We start from the raw sequence: 20,402 nt of genomic DNA on the forward strand, positions 1-20,402 counted from the left end.
CGGAAATCGTCACCGCTCGGAGCGCACCTGCGGTAGCTCGCACGGGGGACAAACGGGCCGTCGAGGTGCGTGCCCGCACCGCGCCACACCCGGGAGGCCGCGCTTCCCGGGGGCCCGGGGGAGGCGCTGGCGAAGGTGCTCGGCAGCGGTCATGAGATCGATGGTGAGATGTCCGCCGGTGACCTCGTCCGGTGGACCCGCCAGGTCGTCGACCTGCTCGGTCAGATTGCCGACTCCGGCGGTGCCACAACGGAGCTGCGGTCGACAGCTCGACAGGCTATAGCGGCCGTCAATCGAGGCGTTCTCGCGTACCACACGTCAGCGTGATAGTTACGCCCAGCAACTTTCGTCGGGTAAATCGACGCAGCGGACGGTTACCGAAACGGCACCCCTCGAATAGCCCGGGGGGCCTATTGCGCCTGATCACAGCACCCCTGATCATTGCCGGGGCGTCTTGTTGACGCATCGGTAACGAATGGGGAGAAAGCCGCCGTGGCGGAAATCAATCACTTTGAGTACGGGTGGATCACGCCCGCGTTGAGTTACGCGCTGTCCGTGCTCGGCTCGATCCTCGGTCTGGTCTGCGCCGGGCGCATCCGTACGGCCCGGACGAACGGCCAGCGGGCGTGGTGGGGTCTGCTGTCGGCCTGGGCGCTGGGCGGCACCGCCATCTGGGCGATGCACTTCATGGCCATGCTCGGCTTCGCCGTCGAGAACACCCGGATCCGTTACGACGTGCCGCTGACCGCGGCCAGCACCGTCATCGCCGTGGTGGCGGTCGGTATCGGCCTGGCCATCGTGGGCACCGGCCGGCTCAATCCGGTACGACTGATCGCCGGCGGTGTCTTCACCGGCGTCGGCGTGGCCTCCATGCACTACACCGGCATGGCCGCCATGCGCCTCAACGGCACCCTCGGCTACGACACGGTCCGGGTCGTGCTCTCGGTGGTCATCGCCGTGGTGGCGTCCACCGTCGCGCTGTGGCTCGCGATGACCGTCCGGCGGGGCTTGGCGATCTTCGCGTCCGCGCTGGTCATGGGGATCGCCGTCAACGGGATGCACTTCACCGGCATGAGCGCCCTGTCGGTGCACCGCCACGAGCGGGCGGGTGAGGTGACCGGCGCCGGGGTGAGCACCCTGCTGGTGCCGATCGTGCTGGCGGTGATCTTCGGCGTGGTCGGTCTGCTCTACGCGCTGCTCGCCGCTCCGACCGATGACGACCGGGCCGCCACCGCGTACCTGAACGGGCTGCGGCTCTCGGAGCCGCCGGCCCCGGCACCCGCCCCCGCTCCCGACCCGGTCGGGTTGCGCGCCCGCTCCACCCTCGGCCAGCCCGGTACTCCGTTCCCGTCCCGCCGGGACACGCCGCCGCGCTGACGCCGTGCGGCCGGCCCGCGCCGCGGTGCTGGCGACCTCGTGGATCCGGCCGTCTCGGTGCCCGGGCGGAGGGGGATCAGGCCGGCCGCCGGCCGGGACGGCTGCTGTCGATCGTGAGGGTGACCAGCAGCCCGGGGTGGTCGGTCGTCCCGTTCATGGGCACCTGGCTGCGACAGCAGAGGGTGATGTCGGCGGTCGCCGTGACGTGTTGCAGTCGGCCATCGTCGACCCGCTGATGGCCAGGTGGGATGCAGGACCGCACGTCGGGGTCGGGGCCGGCGCGCAGGTTGAGGTCACCGCCGAGCACTGTCGGCTCGTACCCGGCGTCGCGGCTGATCGTCGGCAGGATGGTGCCGAGCAGGTGGTCGCACTGCGCGAGCGCGACGCGGTAGCCGCCGCTGGCCGACAGGTGCGTGGTGCAGGCGAGCAGAGCGCTGTCGACGTCGACGCAGAGCCAGGCCCGTTCCTCGGGGTCCGCGAGGTCCTGCGTGGGGTGGGTTCCGGCGTACACGGTGCTCGGTGTGCCCGGCGTCCGCAGGTGGGCCAGTAACCCGATGCCGAACCGTTGTCCGTTGCGGCAGCGGGTGTCGTCGCCGCTCGGGCGGTCGCCGGCGGCCTGGAACGCGGCCACCACGCTCTGGCCAGGGTGGACGGTTTGGAACACCCGGCGCAGGGCCGGCAGGTCGTCCGCGCAGATCTCGTTGAGGGTGACCAGGTCGGGCGCCTCGGCGGTGATCACCTCTGCGGCCCTGGCCATCGCGCGGCCGGTGTAGCAGCCGGCGAGGCCACTGTTGCAGAGGTTCATCTGCAGCATTCGCAGGACCGTGGGTTGCGCGACGCCGGTGGGCGCGGCCGGCGGTGCGGCCGGTGGTGCGGCCTGCGGGTTGGCGGGCAGTGCGGCGGCGGCGAGGATGCAGCCCACGACCAGGGTTCGGCGCAGGAACCGATAGGGACGGGCGGCCACACGGACTCCGGGGTGCGCGAGGCGACAGTCGTCGCCGAGGTGCCAGTGATCTTACTGGCGGCCGAAACGACGATCGAGGTCCCAGGAGCGGTGGGCCGAGGGGGCACCCGCGCGGCGGGTGCCCCTCGGGTCGCTCAGTGGGCGCGGACCGCGACCGCCGTGTAGGGCGTGGTGGGGGTCGGCGGTGTGGTGAACCGGGCGTTGGGCAGGTAGAGCCGGCCCAGCGCCTTGGCGACGGTGGTGGGTACGTCGAAGTGCGGATCGGTGATGGTGCCGGTGAGCGCTCCGGCGGTGCCAGAGTGGTTCAGCCGGACCACCGCGATCTGGTTGAGGCGGTTCTGCACGACGTAAAGGGTGCGGCCGAGCAGGAGAAGTCCATCGCCGTTGGTGAAGGTGTGGCCCGGCACGTCCACGACGGTGCTCGCCCCGGTCGCCGGGTCGACCCGGTACAACGTGCCGGTGGAGGACTGGACGACGATCAGCGCCCGGCCGTCGGGTGTGGTGGCGATGCCGTTGAGGTTCACCCCCGTGCCGACCTGCTCGTACGCGCCGGTCAGCGTGATCGTGGTGAAGGCGTCGGCGGGCGGCAGCGCGCCACCGCGACCGAGCGGCAGCCGGTAGAGCACCGGCCGGTTCGAGTCGGTGAAGTATGCCGCGTCGCGGGTCAGCACGACGTCGTTGACGAACGTCGGGGCGGTGGCGAACTGGTAGCGGGCCAGCACCTCGCCGGTGCGGGTGTCGAGCACGCGAGCGTCGCCAGCCGTGCCACCGGAGACGAAGAGCCGGCCACGTGTGTCGACCTTGAGGCCGAGCGACGGCGTGCCGGTCGCCGCGCCGATCGTCGTGCCCCGGCCGGTGACCAGGTCGACGCGCTGGATGGCACCGGTGGCGCGGGAGCCGAAGTAGGCGTACCGGCCGGCGGTGGCGATGCCCTCGGGCTGGAACCCGTCGGGGAGGGCGAGGACGGCCGGCGGGCGCCCTGCGGGGTGCGCCTGCGCCGGCGCGACGGCGACGGTGGCCAGCATGACGGCGGCCAACGCGCTGCCAAGCGTGGTGCGGAGGGGGCGGTTCACTGTGCTCCTTCCGGGCGGAAGCGGCACGAGCCGACACGTCCGCCACGTTCACTGGGGCCAGGACCCTCCCCACTGTACGACCGCTGGCGGGCGCCCGCCCGGCGTCACCGGCGCGGCCTTCGGGTGACCGCGCCGGTGAGCCCGTCGAGCGGGGGCGGAGGTCAGGCGTTGCGAACCAGCCTCCACCGGTTGTCCGCGCTGCCATTGTCCGGATCCTGCACTGCCTGCGCTCCCCAGGCGGTCGACCCGTTCAGGATTCCGAGCAGCTTGTTGCTGTTGACGTTGCGGATCTTGTAGGTGCCGTCGCCGTTGTCCACCAGGATCCACCGGTGATCGGCGGTGCCGTTGTCGGCCCACTGGAGAACCCGGGCGTTGTCGGTGGTGGACATGTTCTCCACGCCCAGGACCTTGCCGCTGTTGACGTTGCGGAACCGGACGGCGTTGCCGTCGGTGATGACCACCCAGTTGTGGTCCGCGGTGCCGCTGTCGCTCCACTGCACGGCCAGACCACCGTCGGCGGTGGACATGTTCTGGATACCGAGGACCAGCCCGGTGCCGACGTTGACAAGTCGGTAGCTGCCGCCGGTGCCGCCGCTTCCGCTGGTGTTCCAGTAGACCGTGTAGTTGAAGCCGTGGGCGTCGTGGAAGGGGCCGAGGTTCACTGTGGACCCGTTGGCGCTCGCGGAGAACGCGAGTGAGCTGGTGCTGGTCCGGGTGATTGAGGAGACGGTGATGGTCGGCGGGGCGCTCAGCGCCGTGTTGCCGTAGTTGCCGGCCAGCACCGCCGGGCCGTACGTGATCGCGCCGATGGTGGCGTTGTCGTTGGAGGCCCGGACGGCGACCTGCATCGGCAGCCGAACGGTGATGGTGTCGCCGGCGGCCCAGGTGCGCGTGACGGTGGCGTAGCTGCCCGGGGTTGTGGCCACGTTCTCCACGGTGCCGTTGACGGCGATCGTCGCGCCGCTGGTCCAGGACGGGATCCGCACCCGGATGCTCCACGAGCCGCTCATCGAGCCGCTCAGGGTGAGGGTGCTGGTGTCACTGACCGGGAAGTTGGTGCTCTGGGTGACAGTGATGCCGCGTTGCGTCCAGTCCAGCACCGACGGCGCGAACAGGTTCACACTCAGCGTGGTCCCGTTGTAGAAGTAGATGGAGTCCATCAACCTCGTGTTGATTTCCAGACCGGTGCCCTGGCAGCACCAGAACGAGTTGTAGTCGGTGCTCCAGGTGCCGCCACCCCACGCCGGGCCCACGCCCCGACGACCGCCCGGCCGCAGCGGGGTGAAGTAGGTGATGTGGCCGTGGCTGTCGGCCGGGTTCTGCCCGCCGATCAGGTGGTTGATCAGCGCGCGCTCGTAGAAGTCGAAGTAGTCCGCCCGGCTCGGGTCGAGCAGCCACAGCTCCCGGGTCAGTTTGAGCATGTTGTGCGTGTTGCACTGCTCGCAGGTGTCGTTGCTGAGGTAGCCGGCGATCGCGTTCGGTGCCCGGAAGTGCTCCGCCTGGCTGTTGCCGCCGATGGCGTAGGTGTGCGCGCCCACGGTGATGCGCCACGCGTTGCTGGCGATGTCCCGGTAACGGGTGGTCCCGGTGGCCTTGTACTCCCGGGCGGCGCCGATCCACTTGGGCACCTGCGTGTTGGCGTGCAGCCCGTTGAGCTGGTCCTGGTTGGCGGCCAGGGGGTTGAACACGGCGGCGTGGTCGAACCGCTGGGCGGTGGTGAGCCACCGGGAGTCGCCGGTCTGCTGGTAGATGTCGGCGAGCACGTCGTTCATGCCACCGAACTCGGTACCCAGCATCGATTGCATCTGGCTGGAGCTCAGCCGGGCCGTCCGGGTGTCGACCCAGCCGGCGAGGGACAGCAGCACCGTACGGGCCTGCGTGTTGCCGATGTAACGCCAGACGTCGAGGAGACCGGCGAGGGTTTTGTGGATGCAGTAGTAGGGCACGTTGCCGTTGGACAGCGTCCGTGCCTCCAGCGCGGTGAAGTCGGACTCGGGGAAGCCGGAGAGGTAACCCGCGCCGAACCCGGCGGCACCGTTGTTCGCCTGGCACTTGGCCAGTTCGGCGACCATGTAGTTCGCCTTGTCCCGGCAGGTGGTGTCGCCGAGCACCGCGTACGCGTACGCCCAGGCGCTCAGGAAGTGACCCTGCATGTGGGTCCGGAACGGGAAGTTCGGCGCGTCCCAGCCCCCGTTGGTGGCGGCGCCGTTCGTGGACAGCCGGTGGTTGGCGCGGAAGTTGTAGAGCATCCGGTCAACGTCGACGAACCGCAGGTAGTTCAGCGTCCGGGTCTGGTTGTCCATCCAACGGCCGGCGGTGAGTCGTACCTGGCCCGGGTCGAATCCGTACGCCGAGACGCCGATGTCGGACCGGGCCGGGGGCACGATGGCGGCGGACGCGCTTGCGGGGGAGACGGCGACGCCGGTCGCGGAGACCACCACGGTGGCTCCGGCGGCCTGAAGCAGGTGGCGGCGGCTGAGGGGCAGGGATGGCATGGGGAACCTCCAGGTGGCCGGGTACGTCGGGGCCGCCATCGATGGCGGTGGGTCGTCGGCGGCACAAGGGGGCCGACGCCGGGAGCGGTGTGGTGGGTGGGACGTGGGTCGCCGTGGACGCCGGGTGCCCACCCCTGCGCTTATCGCGGCACATCGATGTGATCGCTAACATAGTTCGTCGTTAACATGCCCGCAACCCCCGGAGTGTCTGGTCGACCCATTTCCGCGACGACCTGGCCCGGGGTCGCCCGGTCCCGGCGGCGGTTGTGGTCCGAAACGGACATCTACCGGGCTCGCGATCATCGGAGCGTTGCCGTGAGTGACCGTTGCCGGTGGCTGCCCCTCCGTTGACGCCCGTCCGGTGGCTCAGTACCGTGCATCGTAAATCTTCGATGTCAACGTTGATGCCTCAATGCTGCGATGGGGTTACGACGGTCATCCCGCGCCACACAAAAATCCAGGCCAGATAGGGGAAGGAGGCATTGGCGAATAGCTGTTAGCGCTAACACGGCCGCCGGTCGTGCTGCCCAGCGCGCGAACCACAAGCCCGTTCGAGCGGCCGCCGCAGCGGTGGCTCCCCCCGTCAAGCACCGCGCACTCTCTGTGGGAGTAATCGTGAACGTTAAGGATCCAACCGCAAACCGGGCCGCTCGCCGGACCAGGCGAACCGTCGCCTGGCTGGCCAGCATGGCCTGCCTCCTCGCACTGATCCCGGGTACGGCCAGGGCCGACAACCCCATCGTCCAGAACATCTACACCGCCGACCCCGCGCCGATGGTGCACAACGGTCGGGTCTACCTCTACACCGGACACGACGAGGACGGATCCACCTACTTCACCATGCGCGAATGGCGGGTGTACTCGTCCGCCGACATGGTGAACTGGACCGATCACGGCTCGCCGATGAATCTGGCGACGTTCGCGTGGGCGGACGCCAACGCGTGGGCCGGGCAGGTCGTTCCGCGTAACGGAAAGTTCTACTGGTACGTGCCGGTGCGCCAGCGCTCCAACGGGCAGATGGTCATCGGCGTCGGCGTGGCCGACAGCCCCACCGGGCCGTTCCGCGACGCGCTCGGTCGACCACTGGTCGGCAACAACGAGATCGACCCGCACGCGTTCATCGACGATGACGGACAGGCGTATCTGTACTGGGGTAACCCCGGTCTGTGGTACGTGAAGTTGAACCCGGACATGATTTCGTTCTCCGGCAGCGCGACACGCATTCCACTCACGACCGCGGGGTTCGGCACCCGTAACGGTAATGCGAGTCGGCCGACGCTGTACGAGGAGGGGCCGTGGGTGTTCAAACGCAACGGCTTGTACTACAACGTGTTCGCGGCGGAATGCTGCTCCGAATTCATCGCGTACTCCACGGCGACGGGACCGACGGGGCCGTGGACATATCGGGGAACGATCATGCCGCGGCAGGGAGCCAGTTTCACCAATCACGCGGGTGTGATCGACTTCCAGGGCGGTTCGTATTTCTTCTATCACAACGGGGCGTTGCCCGGTGGTAGCGGTTACACCCGTTCAGTGGCGGTGGAGAAGTTCACCTACACCAGCAGCGGCATGTTCCCGACGATCAACATGACCACCACGGGGGCGCCGCAGGTGGGCACCCTGAACCCGTACGTGCGGCAGGAGGCCGAGACGATCGCCTGGGGCTCGGGGATCGAGACCGAGGTGTCCAGCGAGGGCGGGATGAACGTCGGCTGGATCGAGAACGGCGACCACATCAAGGTCAAGGGTGTCGCGTTCGGCGCGGGTGCGACCTCGTTCAGCGCCCGGGTCGCGTCGGCCACCAGCGGCGGGCGGATCGAGGTACGCCTCGACAGCGCCAACGGCCCGACAGTGGGCACCTGCACCGTGGGTGGCACCGGCGGCTGGCAGACCTGGAGCACCACCACCTGCGCGATCAGCGGAGCGACCGGCACCCATGATCTCTACCTGCGCTTCGCCGGCGGCAGCGGCAACCTGTTCAACGTCAACTGGTGGCAGTTCGGCGGCACCGGCGGCACCGTCACCAACCTGCTCACCAACGGCGACGTGGAGAACGGCACGACGGGCTGGGGAGTGCACGGCAGCGGCACGCTCTCCCGCAACACGAGCGTGGCGCACGGTGGCGGCGGGTCGCTGTCGATCACCGGCCGGACCGGTGCCTGGAACGGCCCCGGCCAGGACGTGACCGCCACGCTCACCAACGGCAGGAGCTACACCACGAACGTCTGGGTACGCGCACAGGGCGGCACCCCGTCGGCGAAGGCGACACTGTCGCTGACCGCGAACGGCACGACGAACTACCTCCAGCTGACGCCGGCGGTGGGAGTGAACGTCAACGGCTGGACCCTGCTCACCGGCACCACGACAGTGTCGTGGAGCGGCACGCTGACCAGCGCCACCTTCTACGTCGAGACAGCCGAGGGCACCGACAGCCTCCTGGTCGACGACGCCTCGTTCCAGTGACTGTCGCTGCCGGGGCCGTGCTCGGCACGGCTCCGGCAGCACGGCGACAGGCCCACCACCGTGACGGAGCGACAGGTTTCCCGGCGCTGTTGGTTACGACTTGACGAACGGCATGTTATCGCTCACAGTCGATGGTTGAGGGCAGCCGCACCTGTGGTTCACCGGGCGAACCTGCTGTGGCACCTCGACCCGTGACGTCCGCCCAGGGCATGCCGGACGTCGGGTCAGGACTCCCCGCACCGCTGCCGCGACGGCGATCGTTGCTGACATCCCCCATGTCGCAGGAGCGGCTCCCGGCGTGCGTCTCCATCGCTGCACCACCACAGAGAAGGAATCCGCATGAATCACAGAAGAGCCCTGCGAGCGGCGGTGACCATCGCCGTTACCGGTGCCCTCGCCGCAGGCATGACGATGACGCTGACCTCCACGGCCAGCGCCGGCACGACCCTCCGGGCCTCGGCGGCCGAGAAGGGCCGTTACTTCGGCGCGGCCGTCGCGACGAACAAGCTCTCCACCAGCGTCTACACGACCGTCCTGAACCGTGAGTTCAACAGTGTCGTGGCCGAGAACGAGATGAAGTGGGACGCCACCGAGCCGCAGCAGGGTCGGTTCAGCTACACCGGTGGTGATCGTCTGGTCAGTCACGCGCAGGCCAACGGCATGAGCGTGCGCGGTCACGCGCTCTTGTGGCACCAGCAGGAGCCGGGTTGGGCCCAGGGTATGTCGGGCAGCGCGTTGCGCAGCGCGATGATCAACCACGTCACGCAGGTGGCGACGCACTTCCGCGGGAAGATCTACGCCTGGGACGTGGTGAACGAGGCGTTCGCCGACGGCGGCAGCGGCGGGCGGCGTGACTCGAACCTGCAGCGCACCGGCAACGACTGGATCGAGGCGGCGTTCCGGGCGGCGCGGGCGGCGGATCCGGGTGCGAAGTTGTGTTACAACGACTACAACACCGACGGGGTCAACGCGAAGTCGACCGGGATCTACAACATGGTGCGGGACTTCAAGTCCCGTGGCGTGCCGATCGACTGCGTGGGTTTCCAGTCGCACCTGGGCACCTCGCTGGCCGGTGACTACCAGGCCAACCTCCAGCGGTTCGCCGACCTCGGCGTGGACGTCCAGATCACCGAGCTGGACGTGATGACCGGCGGCAACCAGGCCAACATCTTCGGCGCCGTCACCCGCGCCTGCATGAACGTCTCGCGCTGCACCGGCATCACGGTGTGGGGTGTGCGGGACTGCGACTCGTGGCGTGGCTCGGACAACGCGCTGCTGTTCGACTGCAACGGCAACAAGAAGGCCGCGTACACCAACGTTCTGAACGCCCTCAACGCCGGTACGGGTACCCCTACGACCCCGCCGCCGACCACGCCCCCGCCCACCGACCCGCCGCCCACCACCCCGCCGCCCACGACCCCGCCGCCGAACACCGGCGGATGCTCGGCGTCGGTGTCGCTGAACTCGTGGAACGGTGGGTTCGTGGCCACCGTGACGGTGACCGCCGGCTCCGCCGGCACGAACGGGTGGAACGTCAGCGTCACCCTCGCGAGTGGTGCCAGTGTCACGAACACCTGGAGCGCGACGGCCAGTGGCTCGACCGGCACGGTGCGGTTCGCCAACGTGGACTACAACGGCCGTCTCGGTGCGGGTCAGGTCACCGAGTTCGGTTTCCAGGGCACGGGCAGTGGGGCCGGCATCACGCCCACCTGCACCGCCTCCTGACAACGACTGACTGACCGCACAGCGTCGGCCGGTGTGCGGGACCGATCCTGGTCCCGCACACCGGCCGACGTCGTGTGGCGTTCGATCTAGCCGATCAGGAGTACGGAAGCCGCAGCACCGACTGGTTGCCGATGCCCAGCGTGGTCGGGTTGTTGCCGATCGCCGACCAGACCTCCACCCGGACCGTGCCGTTGCTCAGCGCGCCCAACGTGCCGGTGGCCGAGGACAGGCCGGCGTTCTGGGTGTAGTGCTCGTAGCCGGTGACCGGGTCGGTGGCGAAGTAGCGCAGCGTCTCCACCCGTTCCCAACTACCGTTGCCGGTGAGGTCGTACGAGATCCGCACCTGCACGCCGTTGCCGACCGCTGTCCCGGCGTCGACGAACAGGTCGAACGCCGTCTGCCCGCCGGCGTAGGCGAGGTTGAGGCCGGTCGCCGTGAAGACCTGGGCGTTGGTCGGCGTACCGTCGTGGTTGCCGTTCGCCGCCGCGACCGTCGTCGTGGCCGCGCTGCCGGCGCCGCCCAACCCACCTCCCGGCAGCAGGTAGCGGGTCGGCCCGCCGGTGGACGGCGGCGGAGTGGTCGTCGGCGGGGTGGTCGTCGGCGGGGGATCCGTCGGCGTCGTCGGGGGAACGCCGCCGGCCGCGTTGCCACCACTCCAGGTGTACGCCCCGGTGGTGGCCGTCTTGCCGGCACCCACGGCGAGCGTGGTGCCGTTGGAGAACGTCACGGTGATCGGCGTCGCCGTCGGGTTCGACGCCACGTAGGTCCGGGCCCCGTTGCGGGAGAAGACCGCGGACAGCGGATGGTTGCCGGTCACCGTCGTGTCGACATTGCCGAGGGCGGCGAGGTTACGGATCCAGTGGAACGTGTGCGCCCGGCTCTCTCCCTCTTCCGGCGTGTAGCCGGGGTTCGCGCGCAGGTTCGCCAGCGCGGCGTCGGCGTCCCCGAGGGCCTGGAACTGCCAGAGGATGTCCTGCCACACCGTCGGTTGTCCGCCGTTGTTGCGGACGAGTTCGGCGTAGTTGGTCCGCACGTACGCCGGGTTGTTACCGAGGTAGAGGTGACCGCCGGTGACCGGCAGCAGGTTGATGCCCTGGATCATCTCCGGCTCGGCGCTGAACCAGGTGGCGTACGCGCCGCCGTCACCCCAGACCATGCCGACCGTCGAGTGCCCGAAGGCGGCGGGGAAGTTCTGGTCGCTGACGTCGAACCAGTACTCCTGGATCGCCGCGGCCTGCGTGGTGTAGAGGAAGACACCCGCGTCGCGGACGGCGGTGTCGCCGGTCGTCTGCCCCCACTGGATCAGGGCGCTCGCGAAGTTCATCCCCTCGGACGAGGACTCCTGGTTGTTGCCGGAACCGAACGAGCCGTGCCCGGACGCCCAGTCGTGCCCGGCGTAGATGTCGAAGTCCCGCAGGTACGGGAAGCGGGTGTCGTCGCGACGGTAGTTGTTGGCGTCGCGGATCAGCAGGTCGACCATCCCGCCGTAGCGGCTGGTGGCCGCCCAGGCCGGGTCGAACTTCGCCAGGGTCGCGGCGGCGGCGATGTAGTAGCCGTAGTGGAAGTGGTGGTCGTTGAGCTCCTGGTCGGACCCGTACGACGCCGGGTAGCCGATCAGCGTGCCCCAGTTGTTGTCGTAGTAGAAGACCCGGCTGGTCTTGCCGCTGGACGCGGTGAACCAGTCGGTGAGCGTGCTGCGGATCGCGTTCAGCGCGCTGTCGCGCGTCGTGGTGTCGTTGACCTGGTCGGCGATCTCGGCGATCCGCGCGGCACGGCCGAGCCCCTTGCCGGTCCAGTAGGTGTCGTTGCCGCGTTGGTCCATCGGGTTGGCGCGGGTGGCGGCCAGGTGGCCGGTGAGCGTCGACAGGTCGCCACCGCTGCCGTCGCCGACGGCCGGCAACTCCGGCAGGATGCCCTGGAACTTCATCGCGGTGCGGAACTGGTTGACGCCGGTGAGCACCTTCATCCGGCCACGCGCCGACGGATAGGTCGGCGTGATCGCTGTGGAACCGCTCAGCGACTTCCACTGGTGCGGGTAGAGGCTGACCACCGTCTGCGTGGCGGTGCCCTCCCGGGCGGTGGTGGTGAACGCGTACGTGGTGGTCAGGCCGCTGGTTGCGGGGTTGTAGGCGTACGAGACCTGGGTGCCGGTCACGTGGGCGTGCGCGTACTGACCGTAGGTCGCGGCCAGCGCGGCGCGCTCCGTCGCGCTGGACGTCGGCGGCAGCAGGGCGACGGAGAAGTAGCCGCGGCCGGCCAGGGTGGACGAGATCCGGCCGGACGCCACGGTCCAGGTGGCGCCGCTGGGCGCGAACCCGACGTAGTCGTGGCCGTTGACCCGGAAGCCGATGGTGGCACCACTGTTGGACCAGACGTCGGGGGTGCCGGCGGTGCTGATCTGCGCGTTCCCGCCGGTGGTCTGGAAGTACGCGAAGGGCAGACCGTGGCCGATGGTCGCGCGCATGGTGCGCGTGCCGTCGCTCCAGTGCGGGCTGACCGTCCAGTCCGTCCAGCCGTCGACCTTTACCAGGGGTGCGGCGAGCCCGGCCACACCGACCCGGATGTCCTGCACGTACGGGTAGTGGAACTCACCGACGCCGGTGGCGGTGCCGCTGATGGCGGGCGTGGAGTTGGCGGAGAAACCGAGGCCGTCGCCGAAGGTGTCGTAGGAGATCGGGTGGGCGTGCAGCGGCTCACTGAACGAGCAGTCGGTGCGCTTCCACAGCAGCGAGGACCACCAGTCGTTGGTGGGGATCGGCCCGGCGGGCGCGTTGGCGGTGGCGAACTGCCGGGGGTTGCTGGTCATCGCGCCGCAGCCGCTGGGCAGCGGGCCGACCGGGGTGGTGGTGTAGCTGCCGGCGCCGACGGGTGCGGCCTCGGCTGCGCGGGTGACGGGGATGGTGAGGCCGCCGACGACCAGGGCCAGCGCGGTGGCGGCGGCCAGGGCCCATCGGCGGTGGGGGACGGGAGGTTTCATCGTGCCTCCATCGCGCGCGCCGGGTGCGGCCCTTGCCGGGTCCAGCGCTTTGCGTCTGAATTGGGGGGAAGGTCGGGTGAGAGAGCGCTCTCTCGGCCACGGTAATGGAGCACCGAGATCCCCGTCAATGTGTCCAACGCGTTGCGTGCTGATATCGCTATTTGCCGGCGCCCGCACTGTCGCTCAACAGCGACTCCGGTACGCGCATCCGCCACGCGTCGGTCACCAGCTCGGTCAACCGGTCCAGGTCGACCGCCGCCAGGCGCAGCAGCACCAGGGGCAGGCCCTCGTAGCCGGGCGTGGTGAAGAAGATCTCGGGCTCCCCGAGCAGGAGAGCCTGCTTCTCGGCCTCGTCGCCGACGAACAGCACCGCGATGTCGAGCCGGATCACCCGGGGCTTGCCCGGTGTCCGCTCCGGATAGGACCAGACGAAGCCCTTGTCGGCCACCCGGAAGTCGAAGCCGTCACTGGCGATCTCCACCGTGTGCGGCAGGGCCAGCGCCACCCGGCGTACGTCGTCCGCGTCAGCCACCGGATCCCCTCACACCGCGCGCCATCCGCATGGGCTGAGATTACGCGGTGGACAGCTCGATGGCCGTGGCGCCGACGATCGCCCGTTCGCCGTTCTCCTGGACGTAGCCGACCACGCTGGCGCGTCGCGGATCGAGACCAGGTGGCGTCGCCAGCTCCAGCTGCCCTCGCTCGGCGTCCAGGCCCACCGACCTGAAGGCGCGTACGACGTTGTCCTGCCGCAGCGTCCGCCCGGCGTTCTCCCCCCGGGCGATGGCGCTGGTCAGCTCTCGTTCCACGACCGCCAGGTGCACCACCGCGCGCTCCGGCGGCTGTTCGGTGCGGTAGTCCACCATCACCCGGTCATTGCCCAGGTTGGCGATGGAGAGCGCCAGTGGTGTGGCGGCGGTCGAGGCCATGGCGGACATGATCGCGGCGGCTGCCCGCCGGCGATCGGAACCGACGAACTCGACGGTGCCGTTGACGACCATCTGCGGGGTGTAGAGACCCCGGGTGCCGAACGCGCGCGCGTACGCCTCCTGACGCGCGGTGTACGCGGCGTCCGCGAACTGGTCGGGCCAGCCCAGGTCGTCCCAGTAGTCGACGTGGAACCCGAGGGCGAAGACGTTCTGGCCCCGGTCCCGGGCGTCGCGCTCGATCTCGCTCAGCAACTCCTCCGCGGGCGGGCAACTGTTGCAGCCCTGGGACGTGAACATCTCGACGACGGCGAAGCCGCCGTCCGTCGATGGATTCGTCATGGTGGCGTGTCCCCTCCCACGGTCTGCCCGACGGCGTCGCGTACCCCGGTGCCCGGCGGCCTTGCGTTTCCCGTTCCGGCCGAGACAATGCGCGTGGGGCCGCGTCCCTGCCGGCCTCGCGACGAGCGCCGTCGGGCCGGGTGGTTGGATGGTCGGGTGCAGTTCACCGTGACAGACGCGCCGGCGCGGGAGCGTTTCGAGGCGCGCGACGAGGCGGGCACGGTCGTCGGGTTCGTCACCTACCAGCTGACCGGCTCGATCATCGCCTACACCCACACCGAGGTCGATCCGCCGTATGAGGGCAAGGGCGTCGGGTCGACGCTGGCGCGGGCCGTGCTGGACGACGCGCGGGGCAAGGGCCGGACCGTCGTGCCGATCTGCCCGTTCATCGCCGACTGGGTGGTCAAGCACCCCGAGTACGAGAGCATCGTGGTGCGCTCCACCCGCAAGATCAAATAACCGCTGGTGTCAGGCGTCCGGTAGGAGCTTGGCGGCGAGGTTGCGGGCCGTGGCGGTCAGGGTGTCGATGTCCAGCCCCGTCCGCCCCATGAACACCAGGCCCTGCTGCGCGGCGAGCAGCGCGCGCGCCGTCTCGACCGGGTCGACGTCGCTCGGCAGGTCGCCCTCGTCCTGCGCCCGCCCGACGCTCTCGGCGACCAGGGCGGTCGTCGCCTCGTAGGTACGCCGCGCCTCGGCGAGGACGTCGGGATCGCTGGTGGCGAGTTCGTACGTGCTGTTGGCCATGAGGCAGCCGCGCCGGGCGGCAGCACCACCGGTGTCGTTCACCGGTGCCATGACGAACGCGCGCAGCGCGTCCAGGGCGCGGGGGGCGGCGGCGAGCATCTCGCGCAGGTAGCCGCCGCTGGTGTCGGTGTATTCCCGCAGCGCCCGCAGGAACAGCCGGTGTTTGTCGCCGAAGGCGCCGTAGAGGCTGCCCTTGCCCAGCCCGCTGACGCGTACCAGGTCCTCCAGGGAGGTCGCCGCGTAGCCGGCGTCCCAGAACTGGTCCCGGACGGCGCGGATCACCTGCTCCTCGTCGAACTGCCGTGGCCTCGCCATCTGACCAGCGTAACGATTGTTGACCGTATGGTCCACCAAACGTAGGGTGGTCCGATGCGCACTGCGGCGAAGATGCCGCCCGACAACGGCCGGATCGTCACCATCGGCGGGAGACCACAACGATGACAGCCTCCACCTTCCGCGCCCTGCACCACGACCGTGCCATCGGTGACCCGCTCGTCCTGCCGGGCCCCTGGGACGCGGCCAGCGCCCGGGTCCTGGCCGACGCCGGTTACCCGGCGCTCGCGACCCCGAGCGCGGGTGTGGCGGCCTCGCTCGGGTACGAGGACGGCGCGACACCGCCGGACGAGATGTTCGCGGCTGTCGCGCGCATCGTCCGCGCCGTGTCCGTTCCGGTGTCCGCCGACGTCGAGGGCGGTTACGGCCTCGCCCCCCGCGAGCTGGTCGGTCGGCTGTTGGAGGCTGGCGCCGTCGGCTGCAACCTGGAGGACTCGGAGGGGGACGCCACCCTCAAGGACCCCCGGCGGCACGCTGACTGGCTGGCCGAGGTGCGCGCGGAGGCGGGCGACGCTCTCTTCGTCAACGCCCGCGTCGACACGTTCCTGTTCGGAACGGGTGACCCGGCCGACGCGGTGGAACGTGCCCGCCTCTACGTGGCTGCCGGCGCCGACTGCGTCTACCCGATCCTGGCGCCGCCACAGGTGCTCCCGCGGCTGCGGGATGGCATCTCCGGGCCGATCAACATGGCCGCCGGACCCACCCGGGAGTCCGTTGCCGAACTGGGCCGGCAGGGCGCCACACGCATCACCTTCGGGCCAGGAATGCAGCGGTACGCGATGGCGTCGATCGGCGACCTCGCGGCCGAGCTTCGCGCCTGAGCCTGCCCGTCGACCCGGAGGATCGGGCGCAGCGCCTTCCGGCTTGCGCCGCACCATCGACGGTGACCGTTTCACACGGCTGACCGAACGGGGCACTAGATGACGGGGAGTTCACCACCGTCGACTGTCAGGCTTACTCCGGTGACCCACTGGGCCCGGTCCGATACGAGGTACGCGACTGCCTCGGCGATGTCGCGCGGGTCTCCGGGACGACCCAGAGGGATGCCCGCTGTGGTGGCGGCAAGCGTGACCTCCATCGCGTCGGCGAAGTTCTGGCGGATCGCGTCTGCGCCGGGGGTGAGCACGTTGCCGGGAATGATCGTGGTGACGCGGATTCCGGCAGGCGCGAGCTCGGAGGCGAGCGCTTTGCCGTAGGCGTTGAGGGCGGCCTTGGCGGCGCCGTAGTGCGCCAACGGCGGTGCCGGCGTGAGGGACGCTCCCGACGAGATGTTGACGATCACGCTGCCCGACCCGGCCTCGCGTAGCGCCGGTAGCAGCTCGTTGTTGACTCTCACGGCGGACAGGTAGTTGAGGTCGAGCGCGTCGATCCACTCCTCATCGGGGATGGATGAGATACCGCCGATGTGGGCGCGTGCCGCCGCCGCGTTGTTGACCACGATGTCGACGCCGCCGAGTTCGTCGAGCGCTGCCGCAGTGAATGCCCGTACGCCCGAGAGCGTGCCGATGTCGCCCTGAATGAAGGTCGCGGCCTTCGGCGTCTCGTCGGAGGCGTTACGCGCCGTGGTGACGACAGTCGCGCCGCCGTCGAGCAACCGCTGCACGATGGCAGCGCCGATCCCGCGAGAACCTCCCGTGACGACCGCGCGCTTGCCGGCGAACTCGGTGGGATCCGGCGGGGCAAGAGCTTTGAACATGAACTCACAGTAGCGAGTGCCACGGTGCTCGGCGGGCTGATCGTCAGCACGCATCGCGGGCTTGGCGCGACCTCGCCGACCTCGCCGTCGGACTGAGCGAGCGCGGCGCGCCCATTGCCTATTCAGCGACGGCCGAGCCCCCGGCGCGCCGTCGTGGTGGACGGCTGCCGGGGGCTCGAACGCGGTCGGTCAGGCCTGGTTGCCGTTCGGCAGCACCGCGGCCATCTCGTCGCCGGCGCCGGCGAGCACGCGTGCCTGCTGCGGCCAACTGCCCAGCCCAGGTGCGGCGCGCAGGCCGGCGGCCCGGATCAGGTCGCGCAGCGCCGGCTCGTCCAACCCGCCGAGCTGGTCGTACGTGCGCACGCCAGCGTCCTGCAACGCGGCCGCCATCTTCGGCCCGATCCCCTGGATCCGGCGGAAGTCGTCGGCAGGGCCCGTCGGGTCGGCGTCGACGCTGCTGATCGTCGTGTCGGCGGCCGAACGGACCGGAGGGGTCGCGGCGGGGGTCGGGCGGACCGGAGGCGCGGCCACCGCCGACTCGTCGGCCTCGGTGGAGGCAACCGCAAGCTCGGCGTCCACGGGCTCAGCGTCCACCGGCTCAGCATCGGACGGGCCCGGGGTCCCCAACGACTCTGCCGGCGTGGCGTCGACCGCCGTGGCCTTGGTCTCCACGTCGTCGGCCGGCGTCGTGTCGAGCGGTGCGGTGTCGGCGGACGGGAGGTCGTCCGCCGGCTGGCGGGGGGCGACCACGGCCGCCGGGGCGGGCTGCTCGTCGGCCGGGACCGGCTCGGTGGCCGAGTCCACGCCCGAGTCCTGCCGCAGCTCGGCGGCGTCGGGCTGCTCGGTGACCGGCACGGGCGGCGGGTCCTCGGTCAGCGCCATGTCCGCCGGGTCGACGGTGCTCGGGGCGTCCGCCGGCACGGGCACCGGGGTGGGACCGTCCGGTCCGGTCACTGCGGCCGGCGCGCTGACCGTGTCGACCGGTACCGGCTCGTCGGCTACCGCGGTGGGTGCCGGGTCGACGGCGGCGGCGGGCTGGGCCTCGTCGGTGGTGGCGGCCGGCGTGGGCGTGGAGATCACGGCCAGACCGGCGACGGGGTCACCATCCACAATCGATTTGCCCTGTACGCCCCGCCGGCCGCGCAGCAGCCACCCGGCGGCCAGGCCCAGCAACAGTGCAAGTACCACTATCAGTGAGTGTCCGAAAGACCACGCCACGGCGAACCTCCCTCTCAGGTCGTTGGAAAAGTCACGAGAAAAACTCGCCGCAGCTTCGCACACGCGTATTGCCGACGACAGGCAGGATCGGCCGTCAGCGTTGCGGGTGGGACAGCCACCTCAGCCGGTGCCTGCCGGGTGACACAGCGTCGCCCGATCACACCAGAAGACGGCCCGATGAGACCCGGGTCGGGCACGGAGCGGGTCAGGTGTGGCTCGGTCGGATGGAGCGCTCCGGACGCGATGAGACCCGGGCCCGGCGAGGACGCCGAGCCCGGGTCGGGTGATGCCGGGTTCAGTCCCGGTCGCCCTCGTAGGTGTGGAATTCGTCGACGAACCGGCGACGGAGCCGTGGTACCCGGCTGGTCACTCCGAAGTAGCCGCGCGCGCCGAGCAACGCGAGTCGACCCACCACCGGCCGGTACATCCGGTCGTCGCCGCTGGTGCCGCTGCGGTTCAACGATTCGGCGACCCGGGCGAAGCCGTACGGCGCCATCACGGCCTCGTAGTCGGCGACCGCCTGGAGCAGCGTCTTGTCGCCGGCGGTGGCGCGGCTGAGTTGTGCGCAGAGCAGGCGGGCGTCGCGCAGCGCGGTGTTCGCCCCCACGCCCCGGCCCGGGGTCATGGTGTGGATGGCGTCGCCGAGCATGGTGACTGTGCTGCTCTTCCAGGGCGGCACCGGCTCGGATGTGGACACTTTGATCGGTAGGGCGCTGGCCGGGTCCGCGTGGGCGAGCAGTTCCCGCAGGTGCGGGTGCCAGTTCGCCGTGAGATCCAGGGCGACCTGCACCAGGTCCTCACCGCGGCGTTCCATGATGTCGGTCGGGAACCGGTTGGCCGCACTCCAGATGATCAGGTTGATGTTGTCGGTGGTGGTGTCGTGGGCCAGGCCGGGCCAGTCTCGGAGCAGGGCGGCGTCGGGCTCGCTGACGCCGGGCTTCATAGCGCGTTCGGCGTCCCACTTGAACTCCATGACGTGCAGCACGCCCATCATCCCGCCGACGCCGAAGATCAGTGAGATGCCCTGCTGGACCCGCTCCGGAATGAGACCGCGGGTGTGCGGGGTCAGCGGGATGCGGGTGGCGATGTTGATCGTCCCGGCGTCGCGGGTGACGGCGTGTGGCAGGTACTGGCGGCGTACGGCGGAATGGGTGCCGTCGGCCGCCACCAGCAGGTCGCCGGTGGCGCTGGTGCCGTCGGCGAAATGCGCGGTGACAGTGCCGTCGTCGCGCTGCTCGTACCGGGTGAAGGTCTTGTCGAAGTGCACCACGTCCTCCAGGCCGGTCAGTAGCACCTGGCGCAGCACCATCCGGGCCACCGAGTGCTCGGTGCGGACCGGGTCGGCGGTCGGCCGCAGCGCGAACGACGCGGTCTGGCGCAGCCCCTGGGTGACGACGTTGAAGTAGTGCGGCGGCCGGGCGCAGGTGGCCAGGAAGGTGGCGAACAGCTCCGGGGGCAGGCACTCCTTCAGCGCTCGGCTACCGGTGGGGCCGATGCCGACCCGGTAGCCGAGCAGCCCCTCGGCGCGGTCGCGGTGCCGTTCGTAGACGGCGACGCTGATCCCGGCGCGGCGCAGGCCGTGCGCCAGGCACAGCCCGCCCGTGCCCGCGCCGATGATCAGGACGTGCGGCGGCGCGGCGGACATCTCAGCCGGCCGGGTGCGCGGCGGGCGCCTCGGTGACGGCCGGCCGCGGAGCGGGTGCCTCGGCCGCGTCCCACCGGTAGAAGCAGCCGGCGATCGCGTCCCGGGGGGAACGCCAGGTCGGCAGGTACGGCGACGTGTGCGCGGAGAGCCGCTCGTTGACCTGTCGGAAGAGCGGGTGGTTGCGGGCCGCCGCGAGCGCGTCCGGGTCGACGTCGTCCGAGGTCTCCAGCAGGTGTACGTACAGGTCGTGCAGGCAGTACAGGGATCGGTGCGTGACACCGGTCAGACCGGGCAGTTCGGTGGCGTCGGACTCGGCGAAGATCTGCGCGACCCGCCCCTCCGCTCCCGGGATGATCCGGCTGACGATCAGTAGACGACTCATGGGACCCCTTCCGCCGGTGGCCTGCCCGACCCCTCGGGGACC

Annotated in this window: 17 protein-coding genes; 6 read left to right on the plus strand and 11 right to left on the minus strand. The window is 70.2% G+C overall.

Annotated elements, in window-relative coordinates:
• Positions 1-69 precede the first annotated feature (69 nt).
• Both AB0B68_RS06790 and AB0B68_RS06795 read left to right on the plus strand, forming a co-directional pair.
• Positions 70-327 (plus strand): hypothetical protein, encoded by a 258-nt coding sequence (locus AB0B68_RS06790; protein WP_357201152.1) that lies wholly within the window; start codon positions 70-72, stop codon positions 325-327.
• Between the two features lie 165 nt (positions 328-492).
• Positions 493-1,377, plus strand: coding sequence for an MHYT domain-containing protein (locus AB0B68_RS06795; RefSeq protein WP_357201149.1), 885 nt, complete (start codon positions 493-495; stop codon positions 1,375-1,377).
• Between the two features lie 76 nt (positions 1,378-1,453).
• Here AB0B68_RS06795 and AB0B68_RS06800 read toward each other — a convergent pair whose 3' ends face one another.
• From AB0B68_RS06800 to AB0B68_RS06810, 3 genes are all read right to left on the minus strand, one after another.
• Positions 1,454-2,341, minus strand: a complete 888-nt coding sequence (locus AB0B68_RS06800) for an endonuclease/exonuclease/phosphatase family protein (protein WP_357201146.1) — start codon at positions 2,339-2,341, stop codon at positions 1,454-1,456.
• A gap of 134 nt (positions 2,342-2,475) precedes the next feature.
• On the minus strand, positions 2,476-3,414 hold the full coding sequence (locus tag AB0B68_RS06805; protein WP_357201143.1) for a superoxide dismutase: 939 nt from the start codon (positions 3,412-3,414) through the stop codon (positions 2,476-2,478).
• A gap of 161 nt (positions 3,415-3,575) precedes the next feature.
• Positions 3,576-5,909 carry a beta-L-arabinofuranosidase domain-containing protein gene (locus tag AB0B68_RS06810; protein ID WP_357258201.1) on the minus strand — a complete coding sequence of 778 codons (2,334 nt, stop codon included), beginning with the start codon at positions 5,907-5,909 and terminating at the stop codon, positions 3,576-3,578.
• A gap of 687 nt (positions 5,910-6,596) precedes the next feature.
• On the opposite strand from AB0B68_RS06810, the gene AB0B68_RS06815 reads away from it, so the two are divergent.
• Entirely contained in the window at positions 6,597-8,372 is a 1,776-nt protein-coding gene (locus AB0B68_RS06815; protein ID WP_357258286.1) for a family 43 glycosylhydrolase, read from the plus strand.
• Between the two features lie 339 nt (positions 8,373-8,711).
• Positions 8,712-10,097 carry an endo-1,4-beta-xylanase gene (locus tag AB0B68_RS06820; RefSeq protein ID WP_357258203.1) on the plus strand — a complete coding sequence of 462 codons (1,386 nt, stop codon included), beginning with the start codon at positions 8,712-8,714 and terminating at the stop codon, positions 10,095-10,097.
• A 94-nt stretch (positions 10,098-10,191) separates the two neighbouring features.
• On the opposite strand, the gene AB0B68_RS06825 is transcribed toward AB0B68_RS06820, so the two are convergent.
• The 3 genes from AB0B68_RS06825 to AB0B68_RS06835 form a co-directional block, all read right to left on the minus strand.
• Positions 10,192-13,074, minus strand: a complete 2,883-nt coding sequence (locus AB0B68_RS06825; RefSeq protein ID WP_357258205.1) for a glycosyl hydrolase — start codon at positions 13,072-13,074, stop codon at positions 10,192-10,194.
• A 157-nt stretch (positions 13,075-13,231) separates the two neighbouring features.
• Positions 13,232-13,606 (minus strand): MmcQ/YjbR family DNA-binding protein, encoded by a 375-nt coding sequence (locus AB0B68_RS06830; RefSeq protein WP_357206128.1) that lies wholly within the window; start codon positions 13,604-13,606, stop codon positions 13,232-13,234.
• Between the two features lie 40 nt (positions 13,607-13,646).
• The gene (locus AB0B68_RS06835; RefSeq protein WP_357206126.1) at positions 13,647-14,342 is read right to left on the minus strand and encodes a DUF1223 domain-containing protein; all 696 of its coding nucleotides are present in this window, start codon (positions 14,340-14,342) and stop codon (positions 13,647-13,649) included.
• Positions 14,343-14,498: 156 nt separating this feature from the next.
• Here AB0B68_RS06835 and AB0B68_RS06840 point away from each other — a divergent pair, with 156 nt between their 5' ends.
• The gene (locus AB0B68_RS06840) at positions 14,499-14,801 is read left to right on the plus strand and encodes a GNAT family N-acetyltransferase (RefSeq protein ID WP_357258207.1); all 303 of its coding nucleotides are present in this window, start codon (positions 14,499-14,501) and stop codon (positions 14,799-14,801) included.
• Between the two features lie 9 nt (positions 14,802-14,810).
• On the opposite strand, the gene AB0B68_RS06845 is transcribed toward AB0B68_RS06840, so the two are convergent.
• On the minus strand, positions 14,811-15,401 hold the full coding sequence (locus AB0B68_RS06845) for a TetR/AcrR family transcriptional regulator (RefSeq protein WP_357258209.1): 591 nt from the start codon (positions 15,399-15,401) through the stop codon (positions 14,811-14,813).
• Between the two features lie 122 nt (positions 15,402-15,523).
• On the opposite strand from AB0B68_RS06845, the gene AB0B68_RS06850 reads away from it, so the two are divergent.
• The gene (locus AB0B68_RS06850; RefSeq protein WP_357258211.1) at positions 15,524-16,240 is read left to right on the plus strand and encodes an isocitrate lyase/phosphoenolpyruvate mutase family protein; all 717 of its coding nucleotides are present in this window, start codon (positions 15,524-15,526) and stop codon (positions 16,238-16,240) included.
• Positions 16,241-16,335: 95 nt separating this feature from the next.
• Here AB0B68_RS06850 and AB0B68_RS06855 read toward each other — a convergent pair whose 3' ends face one another.
• The 4 genes from AB0B68_RS06855 to AB0B68_RS06870 form a co-directional block, all read right to left on the minus strand.
• On the minus strand, positions 16,336-17,115 hold the full coding sequence (locus AB0B68_RS06855; protein WP_357206119.1) for an SDR family oxidoreductase: 780 nt from the start codon (positions 17,113-17,115) through the stop codon (positions 16,336-16,338).
• Positions 17,116-17,304: 189 nt separating this feature from the next.
• The gene (locus AB0B68_RS06860; RefSeq protein ID WP_357258213.1) at positions 17,305-18,303 is read right to left on the minus strand and encodes a hypothetical protein; all 999 of its coding nucleotides are present in this window, start codon (positions 18,301-18,303) and stop codon (positions 17,305-17,307) included.
• Between the two features lie 325 nt (positions 18,304-18,628).
• Entirely contained in the window at positions 18,629-19,978 is a 1,350-nt protein-coding gene (locus AB0B68_RS06865; RefSeq protein WP_355007981.1) for an NAD(P)/FAD-dependent oxidoreductase, read from the minus strand.
• Between the two features lies 1 nt (position 19,979).
• Positions 19,980-20,360 carry a TcmI family type II polyketide cyclase gene (locus tag AB0B68_RS06870; RefSeq protein WP_357206113.1) on the minus strand — a complete coding sequence of 127 codons (381 nt, stop codon included), beginning with the start codon at positions 20,358-20,360 and terminating at the stop codon, positions 19,980-19,982.
• Positions 20,361-20,402 lie beyond the last annotated feature (42 nt).

Origin of the sequence: Micromonospora sp. NPDC049049 (assembly GCF_040649115.1) — a bacterium.
Taxonomy (GTDB): domain Bacteria; phylum Actinomycetota; class Actinomycetes; order Mycobacteriales; family Micromonosporaceae; genus Micromonospora.